At 43.2% G+C, this 21,574-nt stretch carries 21 protein-coding genes; 13 read left to right on the top strand and 8 right to left on the bottom strand.

Going from position 1 to position 21,574, the window contains the following annotated elements:
* The first annotated feature begins 146 nt into the window (after positions 1-146).
* The 11 genes from C3420_RS04450 to alr all read left to right on the top strand — a co-directional run bounded on the left by C3420_RS04450 (position 147) and on the right by alr (position 10,665).
* Entirely contained in the window at positions 147-947 is an 801-nt protein-coding gene (locus C3420_RS04450) for an RDD family protein (protein WP_103799704.1), read from the top strand.
* A gap of 296 nt (positions 948-1,243) precedes the next feature.
* On the top strand, positions 1,244-2,332 hold the full coding sequence (gene cyoA, locus C3420_RS04445) for a ubiquinol oxidase subunit II (protein WP_103799705.1): 1,089 nt from the start codon (positions 1,244-1,246) through the stop codon (positions 2,330-2,332).
* A 3-nt stretch (positions 2,333-2,335) separates the two neighbouring features.
* Positions 2,336-4,324, top strand: a complete 1,989-nt coding sequence (gene cyoB / locus C3420_RS04440) for a cytochrome o ubiquinol oxidase subunit I (protein WP_004815701.1) — start codon at positions 2,336-2,338, stop codon at positions 4,322-4,324.
* 4 nt (positions 4,325-4,328) lie between these two features.
* Positions 4,329-4,949 carry a cytochrome o ubiquinol oxidase subunit III gene (cyoC, locus tag C3420_RS04435; protein WP_004815698.1) on the top strand — a complete coding sequence of 207 codons (621 nt, stop codon included), beginning with the start codon at positions 4,329-4,331 and terminating at the stop codon, positions 4,947-4,949.
* Positions 4,949-5,275 carry a cytochrome o ubiquinol oxidase subunit IV gene (locus C3420_RS04430; RefSeq protein WP_048881268.1) on the top strand — a complete coding sequence of 109 codons (327 nt, stop codon included), beginning with the start codon at positions 4,949-4,951 and terminating at the stop codon, positions 5,273-5,275. The genes cyoC and C3420_RS04430 overlap by 1 nt, the downstream gene beginning before the upstream one ends.
* Positions 5,276-5,285: 10 nt before the next feature.
* Positions 5,286-6,164 carry a heme o synthase gene (cyoE, locus tag C3420_RS04425; RefSeq protein WP_103799706.1) on the top strand — a complete coding sequence of 293 codons (879 nt, stop codon included), beginning with the start codon at positions 5,286-5,288 and terminating at the stop codon, positions 6,162-6,164.
* A gap of 458 nt (positions 6,165-6,622) precedes the next feature.
* Positions 6,623-7,009, top strand: a complete 387-nt coding sequence (gene rpsF, locus C3420_RS04420) for a 30S ribosomal protein S6 (RefSeq protein WP_004278789.1) — start codon at positions 6,623-6,625, stop codon at positions 7,007-7,009.
* Positions 7,010-7,021: 12 nt separating this feature from the next.
* On the top strand, positions 7,022-7,249 hold the full coding sequence (gene rpsR, locus C3420_RS04415) for a 30S ribosomal protein S18 (RefSeq protein WP_004278792.1): 228 nt from the start codon (positions 7,022-7,024) through the stop codon (positions 7,247-7,249).
* Positions 7,250-7,258: 9 nt separating this feature from the next.
* Positions 7,259-7,705 (top strand): 50S ribosomal protein L9, encoded by a 447-nt coding sequence (rplI, locus tag C3420_RS04410; protein ID WP_004815692.1) that lies wholly within the window; start codon positions 7,259-7,261, stop codon positions 7,703-7,705.
* Between the two features lie 217 nt (positions 7,706-7,922).
* Positions 7,923-9,362 carry a replicative DNA helicase gene (gene dnaB / locus C3420_RS04405; RefSeq protein WP_103799707.1) on the top strand — a complete coding sequence of 480 codons (1,440 nt, stop codon included), beginning with the start codon at positions 7,923-7,925 and terminating at the stop codon, positions 9,360-9,362.
* Between the two features lie 232 nt (positions 9,363-9,594).
* A complete protein-coding gene (alr, locus tag C3420_RS04400) occupies positions 9,595-10,665 on the top strand; it encodes an alanine racemase (protein ID WP_103799708.1) in 1,071 nt (356 codons plus the stop codon).
* A gap of 44 nt (positions 10,666-10,709) precedes the next feature.
* Here alr and C3420_RS04395 read toward each other — a convergent pair whose 3' ends face one another.
* The 5 genes from C3420_RS04395 to C3420_RS04375 all read right to left on the bottom strand — a co-directional run bounded on the left by C3420_RS04395 (position 10,710) and on the right by C3420_RS04375 (position 14,923).
* A complete protein-coding gene (locus C3420_RS04395) occupies positions 10,710-11,138 on the bottom strand; it encodes a BLUF domain-containing protein (RefSeq protein ID WP_004892906.1) in 429 nt (142 codons plus the stop codon).
* 73 nt (positions 11,139-11,211) lie between these two features.
* A complete protein-coding gene (locus C3420_RS04390) occupies positions 11,212-11,946 on the bottom strand; it encodes a proteasome-type protease (RefSeq protein WP_004815684.1) in 735 nt (244 codons plus the stop codon).
* 12 nt (positions 11,947-11,958) lie between these two features.
* Positions 11,959-12,741 (bottom strand): transglutaminase family protein, encoded by a 783-nt coding sequence (locus tag C3420_RS04385; protein WP_103799709.1) that lies wholly within the window; start codon positions 12,739-12,741, stop codon positions 11,959-11,961.
* Positions 12,738-13,340 carry an alpha-E domain-containing protein gene (locus C3420_RS04380; RefSeq protein WP_103799710.1) on the bottom strand — a complete coding sequence of 201 codons (603 nt, stop codon included), beginning with the start codon at positions 13,338-13,340 and terminating at the stop codon, positions 12,738-12,740. Before C3420_RS04380 ends, C3420_RS04385 begins: the two co-directional genes overlap by 4 nt.
* A gap of 23 nt (positions 13,341-13,363) precedes the next feature.
* Positions 13,364-14,923 carry a circularly permuted type 2 ATP-grasp protein gene (locus C3420_RS04375; RefSeq protein WP_103799711.1) on the bottom strand — a complete coding sequence of 520 codons (1,560 nt, stop codon included), beginning with the start codon at positions 14,921-14,923 and terminating at the stop codon, positions 13,364-13,366.
* A 233-nt stretch (positions 14,924-15,156) separates the two neighbouring features.
* On the opposite strand from C3420_RS04375, the gene C3420_RS04370 reads away from it, so the two are divergent.
* Positions 15,157-16,158 carry a helix-turn-helix transcriptional regulator gene (locus C3420_RS04370; RefSeq protein ID WP_103799712.1) on the top strand — a complete coding sequence of 334 codons (1,002 nt, stop codon included), beginning with the start codon at positions 15,157-15,159 and terminating at the stop codon, positions 16,156-16,158.
* 457 nt (positions 16,159-16,615) lie between these two features.
* Positions 16,616-18,286: an FMN-binding glutamate synthase family protein gene (locus C3420_RS04365; protein WP_004815676.1), complete on the top strand. Its 1,671-nt coding sequence runs from the start codon at positions 16,616-16,618 to the stop codon at positions 18,284-18,286.
* A gap of 62 nt (positions 18,287-18,348) precedes the next feature.
* On the opposite strand, the gene C3420_RS04360 is transcribed toward C3420_RS04365, so the two are convergent.
* The 3 genes from C3420_RS04360 to murB are packed head-to-tail and all read right to left on the bottom strand — an operon-like array spanning position 18,349 to position 21,571.
* On the bottom strand, positions 18,349-19,392 hold the full coding sequence (locus C3420_RS04360) for an alpha/beta hydrolase (protein ID WP_103799713.1): 1,044 nt from the start codon (positions 19,390-19,392) through the stop codon (positions 18,349-18,351).
* On the bottom strand, positions 19,392-20,525 hold the full coding sequence (locus C3420_RS04355; protein ID WP_103799714.1) for a YdcF family protein: 1,134 nt from the start codon (positions 20,523-20,525) through the stop codon (positions 19,392-19,394). The genes C3420_RS04360 and C3420_RS04355 overlap by 1 nt, the downstream gene beginning before the upstream one ends.
* A gap of 11 nt (positions 20,526-20,536) precedes the next feature.
* Positions 20,537-21,571 (bottom strand): UDP-N-acetylmuramate dehydrogenase, encoded by a 1,035-nt coding sequence (murB, locus tag C3420_RS04350; protein WP_103799715.1) that lies wholly within the window; start codon positions 21,569-21,571, stop codon positions 20,537-20,539.
* Positions 21,572-21,574 lie beyond the last annotated feature (3 nt).

Here is a 21,574-nt window from a genome sequence, read left to right as displayed (position 1 = left end):
TTTCTTTTGTGTTGTTTTGGTTGTACTTCACCTAAAAATGTCCGACATATGCGCATGTTTAGCTTAAGATTTTGTTTGTGTTATGGCTATAATTCAATAAAATCGAAGCTAAACCTTTTCAACGTACATTTTGAGATTCAGTCTTTATGCAGATTTACCTGGCACGAAACAATCAACAAGCTGGACCATATACGCTTGAACAGCTAAATCAGATGCTTGCAAGCCAGCAAGTATTATTGACTGATTTGGCCTGGCACCAAGGCATGACCGAATGGAAAGCTTTGGGTGAGCTCACGCAGGGTAAATTCGTTTATGAACCTGAAGGTTATATTCCACCTGCACCAGTTGCCGAGCCAGCAGCACCATTTGAGCAGCCTGCAGCACAAACCAATACTTATGCACGTCCTGCACCAAAAGCGAATACATCTGAACTGGCGAGTATTCCTGCACGTATTTTTGCCAAGTTCGTCGACCTGCTGCTCTGGATTCCAGCAACTTTCATTTTGACTGCCTTCTTCACAGCTGAAGAAAAACTGCGTTTTACCCAGCTAAATGAGCAGATCATGACGCAGGCTATGGGTGGCAGTGCAGATCAGAACCGCGTGCTGGAATTGCAGTCTCAAATGCTGGATATGTTCTCTACTCAGGCTTGGACAGCAGCAGGTTTATATCTGCTGATCATGCTGGTTATCCAAGGTTACCTGATTGCAAAATCTGGTCAAAGCATTGGTAAAAAACTGACTAAAATTAAGATTGTAGATGCTGAAACTGGTACTCAAACCTCACTCATGCGTGCCTTTACTTTGCGCAGTATCGTGTTCATTTTGCCTACAATTTATTTTATTCCATTGTTCTCGCTTGTGGACTGGATTTTCGGTTTGGGCAAAAACCGTCAGACTTTGCACGATAAACTGGCGAAAACCAAGGTGATCAAGCAATCAAATTAAGTTCTCTTTAAAGGGATGCTCTGCATCCCTTTTTTCGCTCATAACTTTGAAATTAAAATAAAATTACTATAAATATTCGATAATCCCGAGCAGTAAAATCGGTTTTTATTACAGTCATTTAAAGCCTCTTTATATATAGCTTAGTTTGTTGTAATCAGGCATAATGCCCTACAACGTAGCGGTGTCTCATGATTAGGAAGATTTTTTGTTAACAAATGAATCTTTTTAATCATGCGACACTTTAATCGCTATCCCATATTAATTTAGGGAATGGGACTCTTCACCGAGGTTGTAAAATGAGACAAACGATTTTAGCTGTATTGTCTTTATCTGCGATGTCCGCACTTTTAACAGGGTGTGGTGGTGATTTAGTACTTCTGAACTCTAAAGGTCCAGTTGCAGCAGGCCAAAGTAGCCTGATGATGACTGCGATTTACTTAATGCTTCTGGTGGTTATTCCATCAGCAATCATGGCATTATGGTTCGGTTGGAAATATCGCGCATCGAATAAAGACGCAGACTATAAACCTACTTGGGCACACTCTACTGCAATTGAAATTGTAGTTTGGGGTATCCCAGTTATTATTATTGCTATTCTTGCCTGGTTAACTTGGTGGGGTTCCCACAAGTACGACCCGTACCGTCCGCTTGAGGCTGACAAGGCACCATTGACCGTTCAAGTTATTGCTGAACAGTTCAAATGGGTCTTCATCTACCCAGAGCAAGGCATTGCGACTGTTAACGAAATCCGCTTCCCTGAGAAAACTCCGGTTAGCCTTCGTATCACTTCTAACTTCACGATGAACTCATTCTTCATCCCTGCGTTAGGTGGTCAGATCTATGCAATGGCGGGTATGCAAACTCACCTGAACCTGTTGGCAGATGAAACTAGCCCAGCTGAAGGCTACCGCGGTTTCTCTTCTAACTATTCTGGTTATGGCTTCTCACAAATGCGCTTTCGCGCTCACTCTGTGACTGATGCTCAGTTTGCTGAATGGGTTTCTGCTGTTCAAGCAGGTAACGGTACTTCAGCAAATCCAGAAGCAGTTCAAAAAACTGTTCTAGACCAGGCTGAATTCGCATCTCTGCGTGACGGCAACCGTGGTAAACACCAGATTGAAGCGCTGATCGCAAAAGCAAATACTCCTGAAGAGAAGGCTGCTGCTGAAGCTATGAAGCCTTACCCAACTAAGCCACATCCAGTGACTTATTACTCTTCTGTAGAGCAAGGTTTGTTTGAATCTGTGATTAATCACTACATGAGCAACTACCATGGTGCTGACCACTCAGCTCCTGCTGCAGAGCACGGTGTTGCGCACGAAGAAGCTGCTGCTTCTGAAGCACATGTAGCTGATGCACATGCGACTGCTTCTCAAGGGGAATAAGACATGAACTTATTAGGTAAGTTAGGTCCAGATGCAATTCCTTACGATCCAATCGTATTGGTTACTGTTGCAATGATGATCTTAGGCGGTATCGCAGTTGTTGCTGGTATCACCTACTTCAAAAAATGGGGCTACCTGTGGAACGAATGGTTCACATCTGTAGACCATAAAAAAATCGGTATCATGTATATCTTCGTGTCGATTATCATGCTTGTGCGTGGTTTCGCCGATGCGATCATGATGCGTCTTCAGCAGTTCCTTGCAAAAGGTGGTGGTGAAGGTTACTTGCACCCAGAACACTATGACCAGATCTTTACCGCGCACGGCGTGATCATGATCTTCTTCGTAGCAATGGGTCTGGTAGTTGGCTTAATGAACGTAGCTGTACCGCTTCAAATCGGTGCGCGTGACGTTGCTTTCCCATTATTAAACTCTCTGAGCTTCTGGCTTTTTGCTGGTGCTGCGGGTCTGATGATGGTATCTCTGGCTCTTGGTGAGTTCGCTGCAACTGGTTGGATGGCATACCCTCCACTATCAGGCATTGAATATTCTCCAGGTGTTGGTGTTGACTACTACATCTGGGCACTTCAGGTTTCAGGTCTAGGTACGCTTCTTACTGGTGTTAACTTCTTTGTTACCATCATCAAAATGCGTGCGCCTGGCATGAAGATGATGGATATGCCGATTTTCACTTGGACTTCGCTTGTAACAGTTGTGTTAATCGTTGCAACCTTCCCAGTGTTAACTGCAACACTTGCAATGCTGTCTCTTGACCGTTACTTCGGTTTCCACTTCTTCACAAATGACATGGGTGGTAGCCCAATGTTGTACGTGAACTTGATTTGGACTTGGGGTCACCCAGAAGTTTATATCTTGGTATTACCAGCATTTGGTATTTACTCAGAAGTAACTTCAGTGTTCTCACGCAAAGCATTGTTCGGCTACAAATCTATGGTGTACGCAACTGTAGCAATTGGTGTTCTTTCACTGGTTGTTTGGGTTCACCACTTCTTTACAATGGGTGCTGGTGCCAACGTTAACGCGTTCTTCGGTATCATGACCATGATTATTGCGATCCCGACTGGTGTAAAAATCTTCTCTTGGTTGTTCACCATGTACAAGGGCCGCATCACTTACACCACTCCAATGCTATGGACACTTGGCTTCCTTGTGACTTTCGGTATCGGTGGTTTAACAGGTGTATTGATGGCAGTTCCACCAGCCGACTTCCTGGTACATAACTCTTTATTCCTGATCGCTCACTTCCATAACGTAATTATTGGCGGTGTAGTATTCGCAATGTTCGCAGGTATCATTTACTACTGGCCAAAAATGTTTGGTTGGAAGCTGAATGAAACTTGGGGTAAAGCAGCATTCTGGTTCTGGTTCTTCGGTTTCTACTTTGCATTCATGCCACTTTATATCCTTGGTTTCATGGGTATGACTCGTCGTCTGAATACATTTGACAACCCAGAATGGGACCCATATGTAAATATCGCGATGTTCGGTGCGATTCTTATTGCACTAGGTATTGCCTGCTTCATTATGCAGATCGTTGTTGGTTTCTTGCAACGCGAACAAAATATGGACTATACAGGCGATATCTGGGATGGTCGTACACTTGAGTGGGCTACTTCGTCTCCATCTCCATTCTATAACTTTGCTTATCTTCCAAAGATCAATGGTATTGATACTTTCTGGACTGACAAAGAGAATGGCGTTGCATACGCAAAACCAACCAAGTACGAAGACATCCATATGCCGACTAACCGTGCTGCTGGTTTCGTTATCGCCATGTTCATCACTGTTATGGGCTTCGCGTTAATCTGGCACATCTGGTGGTTAGTAGTTGTTACTTTCGTTGCATCTATCATCAGCTTCATCGTTTCTTCTTTCACCAAGAAAGTGGATTACTATGTTCCAGCTGCTGAAGTTGAGCGTATCGAAAGTGAACGCTATGCGATCCTTGAAAAACACTTGAAGAAGGACTAAGACAATGGCTGAAGTACTTCATCACGATAACCACGGACACGATGAGCATCATCATCACGATGATACTGACATCACTGTCTTTGGTTTCTGGACTTACTTGATGAGTGACCTTGTCCTTTTCGGTACACTCTTCATTGCATTCGCTGTTTTGAGTAGCCACATTCCTGTGGGCACTCCAAGTGCGAAAGATCTGTTTGGCGATTCTTTAGGTTTCGTTCTTACTGAAACCTTCGCCCTTCTGATCTCTTCTGTAACCTTTGGTTTTGCAGTTCTTGCTGCATACAAAAAAGACGTTGCAAAAGTACTGACTTGGTTAGCGATTACTTGGGTATTCGGTGCTATCTTCATCGGCATGGAACTATATGAGTTCAATCACTTAGTTCATGCGGGTCACGGTCCAAGCACAAGTGCGTTCTTATCTGCGTTCTTTACTTTGGTAGGTACGCACGGTATTCACGTAACTTCTGGTCTGGTCTGGATGATCGTGCTTATGATTCAAATCAAGAAATATGGTTTGACTCTTGCAAACACGCGTCGTCTAGCTTGCCTAAGCTTGTTCTGGCACTTCCTTGACATCGTATGGATCTGTGTATTCAGCGTAGTTTACTTGATGGGAGTTCTGTAATGAGTCATGATCATAACGCTGCTGGCGAATCACACGGTAACGTGAAGCAATACACTATCGGCTTCATCCTGTCTGTTATCCTTACTGTAGTTCCATTCGGTATGGTTATGGCGGGCGGTTTTGGCCGTGGTATCTTGATTACTGTCATCGCGATCACTGCGGTTGCTCAGATTCTTGTACAGCTGATTTACTTCCTGCACATGAACTCTTCTTCAGAGCAACGCTGGAACGTAATTGCATTTGTGTATACCATCTTAACCATTGCTATTCTTTTAGTAGGTTCTGTATGGATCATGAACTACCTTCACTACAACATGATGATCTAAACTGGTTGTCATGCTGAAAAAGTATTTATTCCTGACTAAGCCAGGAATTCTCTTTGGTAACTTTGTTACCACTTTGGGCGGCTACTTTGTAGCCGCTCAAGGTTCTGTAGATTTCCTTCTCCTGCTCCTTACTCTTTTTGGTACTACATTTGTTGTAGCATCAGGATGTGTGGTCAATAATGTAATTGACCAGGACATCGACCAGAAAATGCAGCGCACACAAAATCGTGCTCTTGTTAAAAAAACCATTTCTGAACCTGTCGCACTTGCCTTTGCTTTTGTATTAGGCCTGGTCGGTTTTAGTGTTCTCTGGTTTTGGGTAAATGCATACGCTTTCTTATTCGCAGTTATTGGTTTTGTCGTATACGTTGGTTTTTACAGCTTATGGACAAAACGAACAACTATTCACCAGACACTGGTAGGCAGTATTTCTGGCGCAGCTCCGCCTGTGATTGGTTATACTGCTGTTGCAAATCAGTTTGACTTAGGTGCCCTGCTGATCTTCGTTGGGTATGCCTTCTGGCAAATGCCTCACTCGTGGGGAATTGCAGTTTACCGTTTTCAAGATTACAAAAATGCAGGTATTCCTATTCTACCTGTAGCACGTTCAATTCACCGCACCAAGGTCGAATCGCTGATTTATGTGATTCTGTTTGGTGTTGTCATGAATGGCCTGTTTTTCTTTGGCTATGCCAACTGGCTCTATATGGCGGTGTTGAACATCTTAACCCTGTACTGGATTTATTTAAGTATTCAGGGCTTTAAGGCTAAAGATGATGAGGCGTGGGCCAAGCAGTATTTTATGTATTCTGTGAAGCTGATTACTGTGATCAGTATTCTGTTCTGCTTTACATCGACTGCTCCAAAGATGCCTTATATCATTTTTTAAAAAGATAGAGTTTTACTCTATCTTTTTTTATTTGAGCCTGTTATTTCCCCGACTCTTTTTTAAATACTTCTGCTCTTATCTTTATAAACCCTGTCTTTCTGAAACCAACTGCAAAAATACACTTCAATCTTTCTAAAGTGCATTTAACGCATAAAATAAGAATTCTACTTGAATAAAAAGATACTCATTATGGCTAGATTAGAATTATCTCATTACCAACCATCATTAAATCACCAATTAATTAATCTCAGTCAATTTTCTCTTCTCTTTTCTGTGCTACTCATTCCAGCCCGTACAAAACTGCTGTTTAATTATGTAATTCTTGCCAATCTGGTTGTATTTCTCCCCAAAACCCACTAAACTTCACGCTTCGCAAATATTGCGACACAACCTTGGTTGTGACTCCTTGCTTCAATTGACTTAAAAATTGGGGCTGTTTAAACCGTAAGGAGCTGACAATGCGTCACTACGAAATCGTACTATTGGTACATCCAGACCAAAGCGATCAAGTTGTGGGTATGGTAGAACGTTACCTAACTCACATCAAAGAAGCTGAAGGTCAAATCCACCGTCTTGAAGACTGGGGCCGTCGTCAATTGGCTTACCCAATCAACAAGATCCACAAAGCTCACTACATTCTTATGAATGTTGAGTGTGGTCAAACTACTCTTGATGAGCTTGAAGAATTATTCCGTTATAACGACGCAATCATTCGTAGCCTTATCATCCGTCGTGAAAACGCTATCACTGAAGAGTCACTATTGGCTAAGAGTGCTGAAGAAAAACGTGCGCGTAAAGCTCAACGTGAAGAAGCACAACACGCTCAAGACTCTGCTGAAGCATAAGGAGAACCTAACATGGCACGTTTTTACCGTCGTCGCAAGTTCTGCCGCTTTACAGCTGAGAACGTTACGTACATCGACTACAAAGATATCGACACTTTAAAACAGTACATCACTGAAAACGGCAAGATTGTTCCTAGCCGTATTACAGGTACTAAAGCTCGTTACCAACGTCAATTAGCGCTTGCTATCAAACAAGCTCGCTACTTGTCTTTGATCCCTTACACTGACAATCATAAGTGAGGTTGAGCTGTGGATATTATCTTATTACAACGCATTAAAAACCTTGGTAAACTTGGTGATAAAGTTTCAGTTAAAGCTGGTTACGGCCGTAACTTCTTGATCCCACAAGGTATGGCAGTTGCTGCTACTGAGTCAAACACTGCGGCTTTTGAAGCTCGTCGTGCTGAACTTGAGAAAGCTGAAGCTGATATTTTAGCTGCTGCTCAAGCACGTGCTGACCAATTGAACGAAGTAAATATCGTAATCACTGCGAAAGCTGGTGATGAAGGTAAACTGTTCGGTTCTATCGGTACTCGTGACATCGCTGACGCGTTGACAAATGCTGGTCTTACAGTTGACCGTGCAGAAGTACGTCTTCCAAATGGCGCACTTCGTAACACTGGTGAATTCAACATCGCAATCCAATTGCACCATGATGTTGTTGCAGAAGTTCTAGTTACTATCGTAGCTGAGTAATTTCTCACCAAGAAAAAGAGCATGCTTTGGCATGCTCTTTTTTTATCTAAAATAATTCGAAGATATGGCATATCTCACTTTCATTTTATTATTCGCGTAATTTTAAAAATACACTTCGCATTTTTTAACGGAACGCGTATTATTTCACTTCGTAGTTGATAGTTGCTATCCATCTCCGAGAATATTTAAACCATTGTATTAAAATTCAGGGCTTTATATGTCACAGGCGAATGCCAGCACTAAGCACAACAGCGCTAAACCAGAAATTGTTGCTGATACTCAGCTCAAGGAGTTTCGCACGCCTCCACACAATTTAGCGATTGAACAAGCTGTACTTGCTGCCTTAATGACGGTTGCCGAATCTTTTGAACAAGTCGGTGATGTGCTTACTGAGAACGATTTTTATGCAACCCGTCATAAATATATCTTCCGTGCGATTGATCAGCTGTCCAAGGACAACTCTCCTTACGATGCCGTATTGGTGCATGACTGGCTAATTAAACAGAGTCTGCTGGATGCCATTGGTGGTGAAGAATACCTGATGCAGCTCATGGCTGACTCGCCATCAAGTTTCTACAACCTGGAAACTTACGCCAACAAGATCAAGGAATTCTCGACCTTACGTAGCATGATTAAAGTCAGTTCTGAAATCCTGCAAAATGCCTATGACACCAAAGGTCGTAGCGTCAGTGAAATTCTGGATCTGGCAGAAACCAATATTTTTTCGATTGCCGAGCAACATAATAATAATGCCAAGGCACAAGGGCCGAAGGCAATCAATACCGTCGTTGCAGATGTCTTTGATAAATTGAATGAACTTTCACAAATGGAAGGTTCGATTACTGGTCTCACCACCGGCTTCGTCGAACTCGACAATAAAACCTCCGGCATGCAATCCGGTGACCTGATTATTGTTGCAGCCCGTCCATCGATGGGTAAAACCACGTTTGCCATGAATCTGGTGGAAAGTGTGCTGTTTAACAATAATCTGCCTGCCCTGGTTTACTCGATGGAGATGCCAGCCGACTCGATCGCGATGCGTTTGATTTCATCCTTTGGTCGTGTGCATCAGGGTCATTTACGTGCTGGTAAAATGGACAGTGATGAATGGTCTAAAGTCACCAGCACCATTGTGCATTTGCAGGAAAAGAACCTGTATATCGATGACTCCTCTGCTCTGCCACCAACGGAAGTTCGTGCACGTGCGCGTCGCATTGCCAAAATGCATGGCGGTAAGCTCGGCTGTATTATGGTCGATTACTTGCAGCTCATGAAAGTGCCTGGCATGGGTGATAACCGTGTCGGCGAGATTTCGGAAATTTCCCGAAGCTTAAAAGCGCTCGCTAAAGAAATGCAGTGCCCTGTCATTGCCTTATCGCAGTTGAACCGCTCTCTGGAAAACCGTCCAAACAAACGTCCAGTCATGTCTGACTTGCGTGAATCTGGTGCGATCGAGCAGGATGCCGATTTGATCATGTTTATTTACCGTGATGAAGTCTATAACAAGGAATCTAAAGAAGCTGGGACTGCCGAAATTATTATCGGTAAACAGCGTAATGGTCCAATTGGTACTGTGCGTCTGGCTTTTGAAGGTCAATACACGCGCTTTAGTAACCTCTCTCCTGAGTTCTATGCGCAGTATGATGATGAAGAATAAATATTCTGCTTAAACCTGATTAAAAAAAAAGAGACTCAAATGGTCTCTTTTTTTATTGCTTAAGCATACCTTGGAGGAAATTATATAAATGAGCATGTCCATTTGTGGCAGATAGGACTACAATATTTACAATTTTGAAATGACTGATTTTGTTTTATCAATACAGTTATTTCTCTCCCTCTTTTGTGTATTTCACACAACATCATTTTGTCATCCCGAAGGAGTATCTAGGGTGCGCCAAGCAACAGTTTATATTGACAGTACAGCACTGCAATATAATTTAAACCGTGTCAAACAACTTGCCCCAACCGCTAAAATCGTCAGCATGGTTAAAGCCAATGCTTACGGACATGGAGTTAAAGACTGCTTAGCAGCCTTAAAAGATAGCGATGCCTTCGGTGTTGCATGCCTTCAGGAAGCACTGGAAATTCGTGAACTCGGCTATCAGCAACCGATTACGCTGATTGAAGGTATTTTCTCTGCTGATGAAATGCAAATCGTGATCAATCAGAATATCGAAGTTGTGGTGCATCATCAGGTGCAGCTTGACTGGCTAATGGCTCATAAAGATGCTTATATCACTAAAGGCCTTAAAGTCTGGGTGAAACTGAACAGCGGCATGAACCGTCTGGGCTTTAAAATTGATGTGATTAAACAGGTGATCAATCAACTCAAAGCTGAAGGTTTTACTTGTGTACTTGCGATGCATTTTGCCAATGCAGATGCTGATCACCCATTGAATGAACAGCAAATCCAGCAGTTCCTTGAAGTAAAAAATGACTGTGCCCCACTCATGGGGTCATGCTGTAACTCGGCTGCGATTTATAAATATCCTGAACTGCATTTTGACTTTGTCCGTCCAGGTATCATGCTCTACGGCGCGACCCCATTTGCAGATAAAACGATTCATGATCTGGATTTAAAACCAGTGATGACTTTCACAGCTGAAGTCATTGCGCTAAATCATATTAAAGCGGGTGAACACGTCGGTTATGGTTCGACTTTCACCGCAGATCAGGACATGACATTGGCCATTGTTTCAATTGGCTATGGTGATGGTTATCCACGTGCCTTCCCGAAACAGAATTATGTTGCAATTAATGGACAACAGACTCGCGTGATTGGTCGTGTCGCAATGGATATGATTGCGATAGATGCAACTGATCTTAATCTGCAGCTTGGCACTGAAGTAGAACTGTGGGGTAAAACCCGCCTGGTCGATGATGTCGCTGAAGCAAATGGCACTATCGGCTATGAATTGCTGTGTCGTATGTCTGCACGTCCAGTCCGAAAACTGGTTTAAAATACCGTGCATTAAAAAGCCCAATATTAATTGGGCTTTTTAATTTAATTTTCTGTAGTTTCTTCTTGGTCTTGAGTTTGTAGCTGGGTTAATAGCGCATCTACATGAGCTTGTTCAAAACTATGTGGTGTAAAGTCATTAAAACCCATATTCGTACAAAAGTCCCGGATTTCATCGCGTCGTGAAATATACTTCATCGACCAGCCGGCAAAATTAATCTGCTCAAGCGGACGCATTTCAAAACGTTTGATATTCTCATGCCGCGGATCTTTGCTCAGCTTTTCAAATAATACATTCAGATGTTCCAATTTGCCTTCAAGACATTGAAAAAAATAGCCATCTGCAAAATATAATGCCCCAGTAATATCGTGACGATAATTAAAATCTCGTGCCTCGGCCAGAATATCCGTTAAGTCATCGAGCAAATTCGACTTATCAGAGGTACTCTGACTGGCATAACAAAAATGATGCATGCTAACCTCTGTAATTTAAATTTTCTTAAATTTAGCATGCCACTATAACGTGATATCAAACAGATAGATAGTTTTATTGAAAATAATCTAAAGTTGGCTTAGGTAATTCCTGCAAACCTTTCTTTAAAGTATCCGACCACTGCTTACTGATTTTGGTGAAATATTCATCATCTTCCTGAATGCGTTTACCTACCGGAATTTCAAATGTGTCTTTATGATAAACCAGCACATCCAACGGCATCCCTACGGAAACATTGGAACGTAAAGTCGAAGCGAAGGAAATCAGTGAACATCGCAGTGCTTCATCTAGTGGCATATCATAGCTGAGTGCCCGATCCAGAATCGGCTTGCCATATTTACTTTCCCCGATCTGGAAATACGGCGTATCACTGGTTGCACAGATAAAGTTGCCTTGCGGATAAATATGATAGAGCTGCATATCTTGTCCGGCAATCTGACCTCCCACCAATAAGCTGCAATAATAGTTGCTTTGCTCCATGGTATCTGTAGTTACACTTTCAATCACATGCTTCAAGGTACGGCCGACCAGTTCCGCGACTTCAAACATGGTATGCAAGCTGAGAATATTAGGCTCCTGATTCAGTTCCAGCTGATTTTTAATATGCCCGATCACCGCTTGTGTCGTAGCCAGATTTCCTGATGCCTGAATAACAATGACGCGCTCACCCGGAATACCAAAGGTATATAATTTGCGAAACACCGATATATGATCCACACCTGCATTTGTCCGAGTGTCACTAATGAACACCATCCCCTGCTCCAAACGAAGCGCACAACAATAAGTCATTTTTTGTCCTTACTAACAACTTAGAACCTGGACGATGGAATGCATGGATTCCACTCCGCCCTTTTCTCTTACCCCACGTACCGGCGCGACGTCCCAATAGTCGCGCCCAATGGCAACATAAATATGTGCACTAGGTACAAATAACTGATTACTTACATCAAAGCAATACCAAGCCTGGTCAATAAATACCTCTGCCCAGGCATGACTGGCCAGATGAGAAGTATTTTGAGCATACAAATAACCCGAAACATAACGTGCCGGTAAGCCCAGATATTTGCACATGGCAATGAAAATATGAGCATGATCCTGACAGACACCCTGTTTCGCCTCAAAAGCATCAATGGCGGATCTATGTACCGAGCTACTATTTGTTATATACGGTACATGCTCCAATACCGCCTGAGCCAATGCGATCAGATTTAGACGCGTTGGAACTGGCACATACTGTTTTACAAAGTCCTTCATCTCCTCATTACACTGAGTAGTTGAAGTTGGCTGCAAGAACAGGTTTGGATTGATCTGGTCATTCATTCCCTGATCGTTATTCAAAGGATTTAAATCGACTATACCTTGCGCCATAATGGTTAAGTACTGATAGGGTGTGCGCTGAGTACTGGTAATCCACAAATTATGAAAGGCATCCCGGCTTAGCTCCCGACTGCCCGGCACGCTGACATCCCAGGAATGTACCTGCTGATGTACATTACTGGAAGGCATCATCTTAATGTACTGAATACTACTGGTGACAGTTTCGGTATAGCTATAATGCGTTTGGTGATTCACCATCAACTTCATACATTAATCTCAAACATATGATGAATATAATCACTGAATTGATAAAAATTGATCAGGTCAGTATGGTCACGTAGCTGGTTCCAGCATTCATTCAGATCTGACCAGCCCATCTCCACCAAGGATTCAATCACATAATCAATTTTTGCAATTGTAGTGATGGTATCTTCACCTAGACGTAGCTCCTGATCAAGCTTTTCCAGACATTGACCCAGACTAAAAAACAGAAACACATCCGGAGCTTCACCTTCCAGAATATCCTGACAATCTGTCACGACATCACAGATATAACCGGCATTCTGATCAGCAGTACGAATCAGGCGGTTCAGTTCTGCATAAGCTTTGGCAGACAGTACACCACGTAGTTCCTGAATATTGTCACGCGCCACTTTAAACTGTTGATGGAATGAATAAGGTTGAGCCGGATCCAGCACCAGTTCATTTAGCGAACTGGCATCAAAGGCTGGCAGGCAGAATGCATGCGCATACGCGACTGCCGCATCATCTTCTAAAAATGGAAAATGGGCACATAAAAACTGCGTTCTTGATAAGTAGCGACCCAACCAAAAAATATGTTGCGCATTGGAATTAAGTAAAAGCATGACAAATTCCTTCTTTGCTATTTTTATGAATGGAGATTATCGACAATCCAGGTGTCCTTAATGCCACCGCCTTGGGAGGAATTTACGACCAGCGAACCTGCTTGCATTGCTACACGTGTCAGTCCACCCGGTACGATTTCAGTACGATAAGGTGAGCTGAGTACAAATGGACGCAAATCAATATGACGTTCTGCAATGCCATAATTGGTTAAGGTTGGGCTGACGGACAGATCCAGGGTTGGTTGGGCAATATATAAATGTGGCGCAGCCATGATTTTCTCTCTAAAGGTTTCAATCTGCTGTCTAGACGCCTGTGGACCGATCAGCATGCCATAGCCACCTGAACCTTGGGCTTCTTTCACAACCAGCTCATCAAGATGTGCCAATACATAACTGAGATCTTTAGCCTCACGGCATTGGTAAGTTGGAACATTCTTCAGAATGGGTTGTTCACCAAGGTAGAAATTGATCATCTTATCCACATAAGGATAGATCGACTTGTCATCTGCTACACCGGTTCCCGGTGCATTCGCAATAACAACGTTGTGCTGCAAATAGGCAGACATCAGGCCTGGTACGCCAAGGGCGCTATCAGGTTTAAAACAAAGCGGATCGAGATAGGCATCATCGACACGTCTATAAATAACATCTACCTGCTGATGACCACGTATAGTTTTTACATAAACTTTCGCGTTCTCTACATAAAGGTCACGTGATGTCACTAATGGCACATCCATTTCCCTTGCCAGGAAAGCATGTTCATAGTAAGCACTATTGAAACGGCCCGGAGTCAGCACTACGATAAACGGATTATCGACAGTTGAGTTTTCTGCCAGAATTTCTTTGAGTAAATGTGGGTATTGCTCTACACCAGCAATAGGTGTCTGTTCAAACAGGCCTGGCATCAATTTTTCACTGATCTTGCGGCTTTCCAGCATATAAGACACACCTGAAGGGGTCCTAAGGTTATCTTCAAGTACATAGAATTCACCCTTTGAGTCACGGATAATATCAACGCCACTAATCTGACTATAAATGCTGCCTTTCAGACTATGCTGATACATGTGTGGCTGATAAGCCTCATGGGTCAGCACTTGCAGCTCAGGCACAATCCCTGCTTTCAGGATGTCCTGCTGATGATAGATATCATGCAAAAACAGGTTCAGGGCTTTAACACGCTGTTCACAACCGAGTGCTACCATATTCCATTGCTTGCGTGCAATCACGCGTGGAATAATGTCAAAAGGGATGGTACGTTCGGTGCCTTCTTCATCTCCATAAACCGTGAAGGTAATTCCTTCATAAAGAAAATGTTCTTTTGCCAATTTATTCAGGGTGTTAAGCTCATCTAAAGTATGCTTTGACAGCCACTCTTCGATTTTTTGCCCAGCCAGACCATTCATATTCTGGTCATCACGCATTTCATTAAAGAATTTAGATGCCATTTGCTGCAGCACTTGTAGAGGTTTGCCTGTGTGAGTTGCTACCGTGTCCTTCGTATCTGTAAAATTAGTGTTAATCGCCGTTGTTGTAAAATTTTCTATAGTCGTTGTGATATTTGTATCCTGGGTTTCTTTTAGCATACAAACCTCGTCGTATTGTAATCAAATTGTATATTTAACAAAGCAATATCCATGCCATGCGGTATTTTTGTACTTACCATTAATCCCTTTATTTCCAAGTGACTCAATGGCATTTTTGCACCAATGTGTATCTATTCTGCTATCCTCGATTACTTAAAATACTTGCGAAAAAAATAGAGATTTTTTATTGTGTTAATGATTTTTTCTCAATTTGCAGATCCTGATTTCAGCTTATGACCGCACAAGAAAAAGAAACTTCGAATAGCCTTTATCGCCAATGGCAGATTTTATCGCGCCTGACGACCGGGAAATGGATGGGCACTCGCGAATTGCAGGAAATCCTGGAACGTGAAGGTGTGGAAATCAGTTTGCGCACTATTCAGCGTGACCTGAATCAGATTGCGCAGCGTTTTCCCATTGAAAGCAGCAAGACTATTCCACAGGGCTGGCGTTGGCGTTCCGATGCACCGATTCAAAGTCTGCCGCACATGACCAGTTCACAAGCAGTGACGTTTATGATGGTTGAGGAACATCTCAAACATCTGTTACCACCCAGTCTGATTGAGGAAATGAATCCCTGGTTTGATCTGGCACGTCGCAGCCTGTCAACCCAGAACAATGTGCGACAATGGATTAACCGGGTCCGTATCGTTCCTGCGACTCAGCCGCTGATTCCACCTGTTGTCGACCGTCAGGCACAACAGGCGGTTTATGAAGGGCTGTTACAGGACAAGCAGCTGGAATGTATCTATCAGGGTCGCGGACAAAACAGTGAAGAAAAAACCTATATTCTCAACCCGCTGGCATTAGTACAGAAAGGTTCGATCATTTATCTGGTATGTACCCGTCATGACAAATCCGATATTCAGACCTTTGCCCTGCACCGCTTCAAGTCTGCGAATGTTTTAAATACGCGTGCCCTGCATCCGGTGAACTTTGATATTGATGAATATATTGAATCCGGTGCTTTGGGCTTCCGGGTCAACTTTGACCAGCCTACTGAAAATGTCATGCTGAAGCTGCACATGCCTGAAGCAGATGCACACTATTTTGAAGAAAGCCAGCTCAGCCGCGATCAACAGATTGAAAAGCTTGATCATGGTATCGCTCTCATTAGTGCAACTGTGCCTTTTACTTCACAGCTGGTATGGTGGCTACGCAGCTTCGGTAACAAGATTCAAAAAATTGAACCTGAGCACGTTTCCCGAGCCGTATATCAACAAGACGAAGCATAAAACAAACATAAAAAAAGCCCCATTCCCGGGACTCATAATTTTTTATATTGTTTTTGTCATTGTTCTGGTTGATCGGCTGCTGATTCTGCATATACCTGTCTTGTTCCCCCAGATATATGCATAAGGAAGTTTCATAGTTAAGGTCATTACATACATGAGCACGCCAGCTCTGCAGTATTGAACCGGATTGATTTCTTCGTCATACCTTCTCCTCCGCTATTGGATAAAATCACTTTAAACCAGCTTTTCTTGCATGTGAAATAAAAAGAAGCGATGCCTTTTGCAGATTTTTTTCATAGGATTTTTCCTGCTAAACATATTATTTTGGTTAATTTTTAATCTAAACTATCTTTCCAAGTTAAACCTATAAAATCCAATAACAATTTTGTTCTTGTATAAAACCGCCAAGCCTTGAAAATCTGAAGGTCTGATAAGAACAACAGGGAATCAAGATTTTATGGCAAATCCAGCTCAACTTGTCCGGCATAAACTGCTAAATACCTTTTTTTCACGGTATTCCATCTGGTTCCTTTGTATCTTTATTGCGTTGGTATTCACTGGCTTTCATATCGGCTATTCACCCCGCTATATTTACTATTTCATGCCTCAAACGCTGGTCAATACGCTGTGGATTATTAGCGCTGTTCTGAGTGTGGTGGGACTATATGATGTACTGCAACACCGGCATTCTATTCTCAGGAACTATCCGATTATGGGTCATTTCCGCTTCCTTTTTGAAGAGTTCCGTCCTGAAATTCGCCAGTACTTTATTGAAGCCGATCAGGATGCCCTGCCTTTTTCCCGTATGCAGCGCAGTCTGGTTTATCAACGCGCCAAAAATGAAAATTCTGACAAGCCTTTTGGTTCGATTATCGATGTCTATAATCATGACTATAAGTTTGTCACGCATTCGATTATCCCTTGCCCACCCGCAGATCCAGCAACTTTCAGGATTACGATTGGCAATGAACAATGTAAGCAGCCTTATAGTGCTTCAATCATGAATATCTCCGCCATGAGTTTTGGCAGTATGAGTGCTAATGCTATCCGTGCGCTTAATCTGGGTGCAAAAATGGGCAATTTCTACCATGATACAGGTGAAGGCAGTATTAGCCCTTATCATCTGGAAAATGGCGGAGACCTGGTTTGGGAAATTGGTAGTGCTTACTTTGGTTGTCGTACACTGGACGGCCAGTTTGATCCGGTCAAATTTGCGGAGAAAGCCAAAATTCCACAAGTGAAAATGATTGAAATCAAGTTGTCTCAAGGTGCGAAACCAGGACATGGTGGGATTCTTCCAAAAGCCAAGATTTCTGAGGAAATTGCCGAGATTCGCGGAGTTAGCCGCGAACATGACTGTGTTTCGCCAGCCAGTCATCCTGCGTTTGGCACCCCAATTGAAATGATGGAATTCATTCAGCAATTACGTGAGCTGTCTGGTGGCAAACCGGTCGGTTTTAAGCTATGTCTGGGGCAGCCTTGGCAATTTATGAGTATCGTCAAAGCGATGCTGCATACCAAAATCCTGCCGGACTTTATTGTCGTCGATGGTTCAGAAGGCGGTACAGGTGCAGCACCGATTGAGATGATTGATAATATTGGCGTTCCCCTGCGTGAAGGCTTATTATTCGTTCATAACACATTAGTGGGTGCAGGATTACGCAAACAGATCAAAATTGGTGCAAGCGGCAAGATCATTAGTGCATTCGATATCGCCAGTACGATCGCCATTGGTGCAGACTGGGTCAATTCAGCACGTGGTTTTATGTTTGCTATTGGCTGTATTCAAGCGCAAAGTTGTCATACCAACCAGTGTCCGGTTGGTGTCACTACTCAGGATAAAAGCCGCCAAAAGGCGCTACATGTGCCAAGCAAGGCGGAACGGGTCTATAATTATCATAAAAGCACCCTTAAAGCCCTCTCCGAAATGATTGCTTCCGCTGGTGTTTGTCATCCATCTGGTATTAAACCTCATCAACTGGCTCAACGCATCAACAGCCATGAAATTAAAAACTATGCACAATTACACTTCTGGATGAAAGAAAATGAGCTGCTTCACTGTGAAAATCGTGATGAAGAAAACTTTTATTACCGCATGTGGAATATCGCAACTGCAGAAAAATTTTAAATATATCTAAATGAAAAAGGCAATTCTTTAGCATCGCCTTATCTACTATTCATCATCTGAACTTAATAATAGGTTCGACCGCCCTGCGCATGCAGAAAGGCTGGAATCAGCCCGGTCAGTGCCGCACGAATATCAGCTCGCTCATTAATCAGCTGATGCGAACCTTCCTCTAACATCAACAAGGTTTGCAGGCGGAATTTACGCCGAATAAATTCGATGTTATAACGCCAATCCACCGTCTGATCCTGCGCACCCTGCGCCAGCCATACCGGAATACGGCAAGCTGGCCGGTCTTCCATCTGCTGCATCCAGCGCGACATCGCGAGAATCCAGTCCATGCCCATCATACGGGGTTGTAATGGATCTTTTAAACGCACAAAGCGCAGGAATTCCGGGTTATGATTATTACGTCTGAAATGGCGTGGCACTTCACGCTTAATCCGGCGAATAATCCCGAGACCTACAGAGTTATGCCACCATGCTGTTTTAGCTGGACGAATCAGTGGTGAAAGTAGCAGTACGCGATCTACAAAGGGATTTTCACGGCGTTCTGCAAACTCCAGCAAGTGGTGCATCCAGATTGCACCACCAGTACTTTGTCCGATACCTAACCAGGGTTTTGGCAACTGCGTTGCATGACGTACATAACGGTGTACTGCATGCAATACTTGCTGGTAATGGTCAAAGTTCTGAATATTGGCTGATGAACCATTACTCAAACCGTGCCCCGGCAAATCAAAGGTGAGTACACTAAACCCTTCTTCCAGTAGCTCTTTGACAATTGGCTGATAGATCCCGCTATGTTCCAGATAGCCATGCAACAGAAACACCGTTCCCTGAATTTTATCAAAACGGCTTTCGGTCAGATCCGGCTCAAAGACTTGCACATGCAATTTAAACAATGGTATTTGCACATAACCTTGCCAGTGTTTCGCATTGAGCAGGTCAAAACCATACAGTTTCCGGTAAGCCTGTAATTCCAGCGTAGACTGCATGTCCCGATTCAAATTTAATGGTTGCAACAGCTGTGGTGTAATATCCCGGTTGGGGACTGGTAATTCCAGCTGTTTGAGAATTGTCGGGTTTAAAAATGGGATATCTGACATTAAGGTACCTCCCGACAGTCACTTGATCCAAACCACACATCCCGAAGTGTTGCTAAGAGTTCATAGTTAGCCCGTCGGCTATGATCGTAGTTTTTAACACTTGGACGCCATGCAGTAAGTGAATTTGGCATTGGCGCTTCTACTGGAATGGTCTGAATACCGTTAAGTGCGAACAGACGGCGTGTACGTGGCATATGATAGCGATCCGTGATCAAGATCACCGTCGGGGCTCCACCCTTCTTCTGTAACAGTAATGAACTGAAACGGGAATTCTCACAGGTATTCATACTGCGGTCTTCAAGCAGCTTGGCATCCACATTATAGGCCTGCAACCAGCGTTGCATATACGGTGCTTCTACACCACTCAAAACAATCGGCAGATCATACTGTTTTTCGGTTTCCAGGGTTTTTTCCAGGCGCAGACGAGTATAGTCATTGACGATAATATCTTTGCCATTTTCATGCAGGGTCAAACCGCCGCCCAAGACCACAATAGCATAAGGTTTGGACATCTCATCCTGCATTGGCTGAGTTTGGTCATGATTTAAAGTTGCGAGGTCTTCGGCAAATTCCACATTGGTCATTTGCGCAATATTTTGCTGATGCTGTTCAACATCATAGCTTTTCAGGAATTCTATAAACTGTCCCATCTGGGCAGCATTTTCATTACTGCTCAAGCTTAACAGTTCAGTTAGATCATCTGGTTCTACTGCATCAGCTGCTTCTGTTTCAGTCACCAGCAATGGTACCTGAATTTTCTGCTGTTCAGATTTTTCTGCCTCAGCTTCACGTTCATCTTCAAGTAACTGCTGTAAAGCTTTATAGCGTGCCTGAATCAGTGCCAGGTTCTGTGACTGATTTTTGGAAATATCTTCTTCCATCACCTTGAGATAGGCCTGGCGTGCAATCCATAACTCAGAACCTGGCTCCAGTGTTTCATTAACACTTAAGGAAGCCTGTTTCTGGCTTTCAGCCGCGATCTGATTGACCTCGACCGGAACAAAATAGTTCAGTCCTTTGACCACCAGATGTGAATAAAACGGCGAATAAAGAAAGACTACGAACAGTGTGCACAGCACAAATAGTACTGAGACTACTTGAACTATTCGAACCATCCAGTGTGCTTTATCCATCTATTTATCCTTTAATCCTGATGTGAGCGGATCATGCCATTTTCAGCAAATAAAACTGGCTCCGGTTCAAGCAGAACCCCAAATTTTTCCTGAACGTCCGCCTGTACGGCCTGGTAGGTTGCACGCACGTCTTTGAGCGAGGCATTGGCATAATTCACCAGCACCAGCGCTTGCTTATGGAACATACCGACTGAACCCAGCTGTTTACCTTTCCATCCGCTTTGGTCGATTAACCAGCCGGCTGCCATTTTAACTTGATTATTTGGCTGCGGATAATGAGGTAAATTCGGGAATTGTTGAGCAATTTGGTCAAAGAATTGTAAATCAACTACTGGATTTTTAAAGAAACTACCGACATTTGGATATTCTTTAGGATCAGGCAATTTGCTCTGACGAATCTGGATCACCTGGTGCTCCAGATTTTCTGGCGTCTGTTCCTCACCCACTGCTGTTTTCAGGTCACCATAATTGAGTTTAAGCTCAGGTTGCTTCAACAGACTGAAGATGACATGGGTAATGATGTAACGGCTCGGATAATCTTTAAAGATACTATGACGGTAGGCGAAGTCACAATCTGCTGCTTTGATTGAGCTAAAACTGTGATTTTCACGATCATAGACTTCAACGCTTTCAATAAATTCCCCGACCTCTACCCCATAGGCACCAATATTCTGTACTGGCGAAGCACCAACAAGACCTGGAATTAAAGCCAGATTTTGCAGGCCATAAAAGCCTTGTTGTGTGGTCCATAATACAAAATCATGCCAACTCTGGCCTGCTCCAACACGAAGGCGTTGCACCTGATCATCCGCATCCAGCAGTTCAATGCCCTGAATGTCCATATGCAATACCAGTGCATGAATCTGTTCCGGTAAAAGCATATTGCTGCCACCAGACAGAATCAGAATATTCAGCTGTTGCTGTTTGGCAAAATCCAGAGCCTGGGTCAGATCATCATTTGATTGAATTTTACAGTAATGTGATGCCACTGCATCCAGACTGAGAGTATTAAAAGGTTTAAGTTGAACCTGTGTTTGGATTTGCATGAC

The organism is Acinetobacter sp. ACNIH3, assembly GCF_002918965.1.
Classification (GTDB): Bacteria; Pseudomonadota; Gammaproteobacteria; order Pseudomonadales; family Moraxellaceae; genus Acinetobacter; species Acinetobacter schindleri.
This window is presented reverse-complemented; position numbering and strand designations above follow the sequence as displayed.